1 protein-coding gene is annotated in these 1,514 nt (G+C 41.3%); it reads left to right on the top strand.

Going from position 1 to position 1,514, the window contains the following annotated elements; translation table 11 throughout:
- Positions 1-159: 159 nt before the first annotated feature.
- Positions 160-1,350, top strand: a complete 1,191-nt coding sequence (locus tag ACRRU2_RS28480) for an IS4 family transposase (protein WP_331702756.1) — start codon at positions 160-162, stop codon at positions 1,348-1,350.
- The last annotated feature ends 164 nt before the right edge of the window (positions 1,351-1,514 follow it).

Genomic DNA, 1,514 nt, shown 5'->3' with positions numbered 1-1,514 from the left:
CATTGGCGTTGCATCAAGTTTTTCATGGAATCTTTTATTCAACAAATTACTATAAATGTAATTTGTTGATATAATTTCGTGGACAAAACAAAAGAAATCTCCTATCGTTGAGTTACCTACGCGTTATCCATAAAAAACGCCTCAACAAAGGAGATTTCTATGGATAACGTACCTAATTCTAAGGTCATTTGTCAATGTTTAAAAATGTTAAATGTCAACATATCCCGCGATAAAGTGCTTGATTATCGAGCTCAAAAGTTGTTTGTGGGCTCAACCATTCTCATGTTCATCGAGGCTCAATTAGAACAACGAAGTTCCTATTATGTGATGGCAGAACATCTTGCAGCTAATAAAGATTTTCAGGAGATGCTTGAGTTAGAGTCTATAAGTACTTCTCAGCTATCACGCAAGCTGAAGCAATTGCCTACAGATGAACTGCAGGGGCTCTTTTTCTCGCTTCTTCATCAGATCAAGGAACTCACGAAAGATAAACGCGGCCTTACACCCGGGATCGGCAAGCTGAAGTTGTTAGATTCCACAGAGCTCACCTTGCCACCTATCCTTTCGAAATGGGCATACTGTTCCAAATCAAGTCACGGTGTCAAAATGCACACATCACTTGTCGTCGCAGATGCCAACACGATGTACCCGGAGAAGATCATCGCTTCGACCAAAGATATAGCGGATCACGAAGTAGCGAAGCACTTTACGGTGGATAAAGATGCGACATATGTGATGGACCGCGGTTATCAGGTGTATAAGCATTTTCAATTCTGGGTGGAAACCCGCATTAAATTTGTAGCTCGAGTAAAAGCCAACAGCCGTCTTGCTATCTTGAATGAGAGAGCGTTACCTAAACGAAAAAAAAATCTCATCCGTGACGCTGATGTGACCATGCCCGACCTGCCAACAAAATTGCGCTTGATTGAGTTTAAAGATAATCAAGAGAGAACGTATCGCTTAGTCACCAACCGCTGGGATTTATCCGCTTACCAGGTAGCTGAAGTCTATCGTAATCGTTGGCACATAGAATTGTTTTTTAAATGGGTAAAGCAGCACATTCGCTTAGTGAAACCCCATGGATACTCGGTCGAAGCCATCTGGAACCAGATGTATATTGCCTTGATAGCTTATTCACTTTGTTTACTCATAAAGTTACAACTTCAATGTAAACAGACAGTATGGCAATTGTTGCAGTTGATGCGCATCTATGCAGATCGACCGTGGGAAAGCTTAATTGCTGCCTTGACACGGAAACCGAAACAGACCTCAAGGGGACGACCGAAACGAAATGGACGTCCGCCGAAAGTTTCAAAGGTTTCGATGAAACCAAGAATCATCTTGGAGTAAATGACGAACTGAACCATATATTACATTTAATGGGATAACGCGTTAGGGCTTAATACTCTGCTGACTTTTTATCCCTCACTTACAAACTGGTTCTGTAATAAATTTACTCCATGTGTAACTATTGTAATATCCTCTTTTTTAGGTTGCTCGATGCAACGCCAGTG

It is taken from the genome of Paenibacillus sp. GXUN7292 (assembly GCF_050864975.1).
GTDB lineage: Bacteria > Bacillota > Bacilli > Paenibacillales > Paenibacillaceae > Pristimantibacillus.
This window is presented reverse-complemented; position numbering and strand designations above follow the sequence as displayed.

Excerpts from the sequence above, each read along its gene's own strand:
- ACRRU2_RS28480 (WP_331702756.1), top strand. The coding sequence starts at position 160 with ATGGATAACGTACCTAATTCTAAGGTCATTTGTCAATGTTTAAAAATG.